The 5,805-nt window shown below is 43.4% G+C and carries 6 protein-coding genes; 1 reads left to right on the plus strand and 5 read right to left on the minus strand.

Features of this window, described 5'->3' with window-relative positions:
- From F6K57_RS35255 to F6K57_RS35265, 3 genes are all read right to left on the minus strand, one after another.
- Positions 1–521: hypothetical protein (locus F6K57_RS35255; protein WP_293072638.1), on the minus strand; the 521-nt coding region annotated here is incomplete at its 3' end.
- 391 nt (positions 522–912) lie between these two features.
- Positions 913–1,488 (minus strand): Uma2 family endonuclease, encoded by a 576-nt coding sequence (locus F6K57_RS35260; protein WP_293072640.1) that lies wholly within the window; start codon positions 1,486–1,488, stop codon positions 913–915.
- A gap of 115 nt (positions 1,489–1,603) precedes the next feature.
- The gene (locus F6K57_RS35265) at positions 1,604–2,926 is read right to left on the minus strand and encodes a P-loop NTPase fold protein (protein ID WP_293072642.1); all 1,323 of its coding nucleotides are present in this window, start codon (positions 2,924–2,926) and stop codon (positions 1,604–1,606) included.
- Between the two features lie 279 nt (positions 2,927–3,205).
- On the opposite strand from F6K57_RS35265, the gene F6K57_RS35270 reads away from it, so the two are divergent.
- On the plus strand, positions 3,206–4,156 hold the full coding sequence (locus F6K57_RS35270) for an Rpn family recombination-promoting nuclease/putative transposase (RefSeq protein ID WP_293062303.1): 951 nt from the start codon (positions 3,206–3,208) through the stop codon (positions 4,154–4,156).
- A gap of 40 nt (positions 4,157–4,196) precedes the next feature.
- Here the strand turns inward: F6K57_RS35270 and F6K57_RS35275 are convergent, their stop codons facing one another.
- Entirely contained in the window at positions 4,197–4,613 is a 417-nt protein-coding gene (locus F6K57_RS35275) for a transposase (RefSeq protein ID WP_143727844.1), read from the minus strand.
- Positions 4,614–4,818: 205 nt separating this feature from the next.
- Positions 4,819–5,196, minus strand: coding sequence for a hypothetical protein (locus F6K57_RS35280; RefSeq protein WP_293062300.1), 378 nt, complete (start codon positions 5,194–5,196; stop codon positions 4,819–4,821).
- Positions 5,197–5,805 lie beyond the last annotated feature (609 nt).

A 5,805-nucleotide genomic window follows, 5' to 3' on the forward strand; every position in this document is an offset into this window, starting at 1 on the left:
AACGGTTCCAGGGGGGGATGGGTTTGAAATTCCACAATCTGCTCCCGCCAATCCCAGAAATCTGGAGCCCGGAGGCGAAACTCATCCAAAAATTGGGGTTTATTGAGCCAAAACATCAATACCATGTCTCGCTCAAACAGGGATTCTCTACCGACATTCAGTCGTTTTAGCTCATTGATGCGACGAGGTGTGTCCAACTGCTCAATCCCGAAGGCCATGATCAGAGGACGACTGGGAGCAGGAGTTTTGAGAGAGGTCTCTTGATCGAGGGGATTAAGACGGTAGAGAAAATTAATTAAAGACTCGTCACTATAGAAACAGTTGCGAAGCTGAAACCCTTGGTCACTCAAGGCTTCTTGACTAACAACAGAGTTCAACTGCTCCACCACTGGATGGTTGGGACCACTTTCGGGAGCAATGGCAAAAATAATGGTGGTGCCACTAGATAGTGCCAGAGTGGTGACTAAGCTATCCAGCTCATTATGGTCAGCGGGAGTCAATGGATCAGGGGCTGTTTTCATGGGTGAGTATTGAGTGAGAGAGGGAAGATGGGGAGATGGGGAGATGGGGAGATGGGGAGATGGGGAGATGGGGAGATGGGGAGATGGGGAGATGGGGAGTGTGGGATAGAGGATTAGTATTCACAAAAATCGTTAATTTATTGGATTTATGAGGTTGAGAAGAGTACCTCATAATATAGCAATTCTACGACTTGTGAGGTACAAATATCTGGTTTTTAGGGAGCAGGGAGCAGGGAGCAGGGAGCAGGTAAGAGAGAAAAAGCAAAAGCCAATAGTCAAACAGTTATGTGTACCTCATGAGTCCTAGAAACGCTATAGATGCAAGAAACGCTATCAATTCTCAATTCTCAATTCTCAATTCTCAATTCTCAATTCCCTATTACCATCGCGACTACTCAGAAATTGCCTTTCTGAAAAACCTCATTGCCTCAACTGTAGACGCCATTACTACAGACCTAGTTAACAACTCCATATCTAGGTCTGGTAACACCTCTGAGGTATAAATTCGTTCGTAACCGTCTGCTCTGAGATGATGTAAGGTAAATAGACCATCTTCCCAGAACCAGACTTCAGGTACACCCAACTCCCGATAGCGATTGAGTTTGGAGAGATTACCACTGGTAAAAACCACTTCGATAGATAAGTCTGGAATTTTCTTTGGCTTTCCGATACAATAAGACTCATCCGCTTGTGCTGAGGCTACCCCTGGTTTTTCTTGGGTAAAGCTTCCTGTAGGGGTGAACTCAATTCCCTTTTCTTCAAAGTAGATAGCTAACAGAATCCCGATCAAGCGGCTAAAGGTTTCGTGGTCTTGAGAAACTGCCAAGATTTCTACTTCTCCTCCGTAGTAGAATAACCGTATTCCTGGTGAATCGACAAAGCTCTGTTCCAGTAATTTGAATTGTTGCCAATTCATCCCAGAGTGAATCAGCCGTTGGTCTTTTGGTTTTGAGAGTGTCTGTGTCATTGCTTCCATTCCCGATTACCCATGCCCTTCCCCCCTTTTTCAGGCCAGGGCTGTTTCATTCTAACAAAACCCAAAGCCTAGACCATCAGCTGATAGCTGAATGCTTACCTGAAACCTAAGAGCTGACAGCTGAATTCTGACTCCCTTGCCACTGTTCCAAGTCTTCAATAATAATCGGATGCACATCAAACCAGGTATCGTCACCGTAATACCCTAAGACATACTTATTTTGTAAAAGTTCATCACAAATGACAAATTCACCTTGCTTGGGCAAATGATGGGTATTGGTAGTTAAGCGACCAGTTTGGTGAACAGTAGCCAATTCTTTAAAATGATAGTCGTTGATAGTATAGGCTTTGCGTTCTTCTTGAATCGCCTCCTTAGCAATGGTTGTGTCTACATATTCCTTTTTTTTCTTCAGGGCGACCTGACAAGCCCCCCGCGCTAGTCGGATTAAATCCCGGATCACACCACCACTCTTTTCAGATATTAGCTCTAGGGCATCGGGAGTGAATAGATCTGTTTCGTTAATTTTAGCTAATCGTTTGGTAATCACAGACTTCAAGATATCTCGACCAACTTTGTTAGGGGTTGAGGTCGGACCAGAATTGCGATCGCGTAGCGTGGCCGTAGGCCAATCGCATTCAAATACAGGCAAATTATACAAATCCAAAGGTTGGAAGCTTTCCATCGGTTGGCGAAAGCTAGGGGAATATCGTAAGGAAATTGGAATGGTGTAGATGATATGACACTCTAATTCTGTCAGGAGCGGGCTAGCAAACATTTCCAAAGCGGTTCTCAAATCATGGCGATCGAGACCATCTACAATGACTAATAATTTTTGCTTGCGGTCTTTCTCAGCAGCTTTGATAATATCGTTAACTCGATCAATGATGTCACTAACAGCAGGGCGAATGTTAAGGGTTTTAGTCATATCCCGAGTTAATCCCCGTTTTAGAATTAACCCCAATTTTTTCAAAACCTCTGGTAATTCTAACTGTTCAGTATCTGTTTCTTTATCTTGATAAATTACTGTTGTTAGGCTATTTTCTAAATCATCCAGTAAGCGCTGATCCCGATTTGACCACCAGCCTGGTTTAATGGCTTGGCGACAAACCTCCATTCCAATCAACACCACCACCTCAGCATAACCAATGTTATAGCGGTCGAGAGCTGTTGCCGTATCAACCCAGATCACCGCATAATTTTCTGCTAGCTCCTGTTCAATTCGTCGCAATTCCGTTGTTTTTCCACTGCCCCGATGACCAGCTAATAAAAACTTAGCTGGCTGGTCTTCCATTACCAGAGTAGCGATTAAATTTTCTACTGGACTATCCTCTCGCTGGATATAAAAATCTTTCATTTCCTCTGGTGTGGTCAGGGGTTGCTCTGGGTTAAAGAGTTGGTAAGCTGGTTTCCAATAGTTGGGATTGCTCATGGTTAAGGGGAATAGGGAGTAGGGAGTAGGGAGTAGGGAGTAGGGAGTAGGGAATAGGGAACAGGGAACAGGGAACAGGGAATAAAATTTAGATTTAGATCATAACTATAATATTAAGCAGTCAGCGGTCAGCGGTCAGCGGTCAGCGGTCAGCGGTTAGTCGTCAGTTGTCAGTTGTCAGTTGTCAGCCTAATGCTTACAATAAAAATTGTGCGCATTAGCTGATAGCTGATAGCTTACGACTGACCGCTGATAGCTTACGATTCCCCTAGCACTATCATGGTCTATTATCTCAAAGATAAGTATATTATTTTACTTACGGCTTTTGGCTTTAAGCGTGTTTTTGGTACGGAAGAAAATAAAGCACTACTTATTGATTTTTTAAATACCCTTTTACCACCTCATCATGAAATTGAAGATGTTACCTTCAAGAATACAGACAAGGTAATTTTTGAAATCTACTGTCAAGCCAAAACTGGGGAAGGCTTTATTGTTCTACTTCAAAAAGCAAAACAAAACTTCTTTAAAGATAGAAGTGTTTACTATTCCACATTTCCAATCCAAGAACAAGCGCAAAAAGGCGATTGGGATTATCAGTTAAAGGCGGTTTATACTGTCGGTGTCTTAGATTTTGTTTTTGACAACCATAAAGATGATGAGACAATCCTACATACTGTGGAGCTAAAAAATCAGGATTGTCAGGTGTTTTATGACAAACTCAAATTCCTGTATATTGAATTACCCAAATTTACCAAAACCCTAGACCAGTTAGAAACACATTTTGATAAATGGCTGTTTGTCCTTAAAAATCTATCAGAATTACAGAATCGCCCTCAACCTTTCCAAGAGTCGGTCTTCAATCAACTGTTTGACGTGGCAGAAATTGCGAATTTTTCTCGCACTGAACAGGATAACTACCAAAACAGTCTCAAATATTACCGCGACATGAATAATATTGTCGAGACTTCTAGACAAGAAGGGTTGCTACAAGGTCGAGAAGAAGGTTTACAAGAAGGTAGAGAAGAAGGGCTAAAACAAGGTCGAGAAGAAGGAGCACAACGAGAACGAGCACTGATTCTCCGTCTGCTATCCCGTAGCTTAGGAGAAATACCGAGTGAACTGCAACAGCAAATTCTTCAACTATCACTGGACCAGTTGGAAGGGTTGAGTGAAGCCTGCTTAGATTTCTCGAATCTTGATGATTTAAGGGTTTGGTTGAATGAAACTTAAGAGTAATACAGCGGTTTTTAATTCGGTCAGGTACAAATTTCTAGGTTTTAGGGAGCAGGGACTTCGGAGCAGGGAATAGGGGATGAAAAGGGAGATTAGCTACCAGAAGTAAGCCAAGAATAAAATGCCCATCCTTGGGAAGGTAATTAGGAATCCTAACTTTTTCCTGGTAGCCTCCACTAGATTTAAGCTTGATCAAACCAAAGAAAGATTTAAAGGATCTATCGACAATCTTTAGGGTTTGTTGAGCAATATCCGTCGGTAATAACTTGTAATTCTCATTCTCTTTCGAGTGATAATAGTTGCTCTCGTATCGTAGATGCTTTCGTTCCTGAAAAAAGTACTGACGGACATTATAGAGTCCCACATTGAACATATTTTTGCTCAAGTGACACATCTGCCTGAGAGCTTTGATCTGCTGCTTGTCTAAACGAAGATTATTAACTTGAGTTAGCATCCAGTATTCCCGCTACTGAAACTAGTATTTTAGCGGAAATGTCTAAGACACGCAACAGATCCAATCTCCAATTCCCAAGGGGCTGTGTGCGGAACCTGCGTCCGCACTTTATACGCCCCGTCTCCCGCGCTTCATGCGCGGGTATAACGGGAGTCCCCTTGGAGTTGAAAGATGGTTAATTTGAATCCTCAAAAGTTGCAGTTAACTACCGATAGTCATGATAAAAAATCCCATCATGTCTGCGCCTGGGAGAATAAATTCTGACTCCCCTACGGTTACGATAGTAGATTTCATCGTCCCTGCGCTTGGGAGAATAGACTCGCCCGCGCCCACGCCTAGGAGAATAGATTCGCACCCGCCCACGCCTAGGAGAATAGATTCGCACCCGCCCACGCCCACGCCCACGCCTGGGATAATAGATGCGCCGATGCCTGCGGTGTGAACGATGCCTGTGTTTACGCCCGAATGAAGAGATGACAACGTCTAGGTTACTATCTCCAACAACGATGCGACTTTCAGCGTTAACTGGAGCTACAGGCACTAGAGCCATCAGTCCTGTGAGAAGCACAATTGAGAATTTCATCTTGCTAACGTCTTGTGGAAGAGCAATGCTATTTAAGCTAGCGATAGATTAGGTAAAAGCGTCAGCTATCAGCTAAAGGGGTTTAGTCAGGTTTGTGACACCTTTTTAGTCGGGTGTTTTTGTCGAACTAAAGATCCATGCTTGATAGCTGATAACTGATCGCTAAATACTTACACAGATAGACGAGATAAACGTAGCTTACCTTAATGAATGTTCCCATACCCCCCTCTCTGGTGGTATTTTTATGCGATCGCTCTTAGCGGAAGCTTCGCTTCATCGCGAAGCGGTTCCAAAGGAACATAAGCATTCAGCTATCAGTTATCAGCTATCAGCTAGCAGGCGCTTTAACTGAACGGGGTCGGATGAGTAAAACGAGCACAGATTTTCAACCAGTCGCACCAGCACCGTAAACTGTTTTCTTACCTCCCGTTGATTAGCTGACGGCTGACAGCTGATTGCTGAATGCTTACGATTACTGACCACTAGGGCGTGTTTTCAAAGTTTTCCGCAAGATTATGATCCCCCCCAGCCCCCCTTAAAAAAGGCAGGGCTGTTTCAAACTTTAGTAAGTTAACGATTATTGGAGATAGGGGGATAGGGGGATAGGGG

The sequence above is a fragment of the Moorena sp. SIO4A5 genome, from assembly GCF_010672005.1.
Classification (GTDB): domain Bacteria; phylum Cyanobacteriota; class Cyanobacteriia; order Cyanobacteriales; family Coleofasciculaceae; genus Moorena.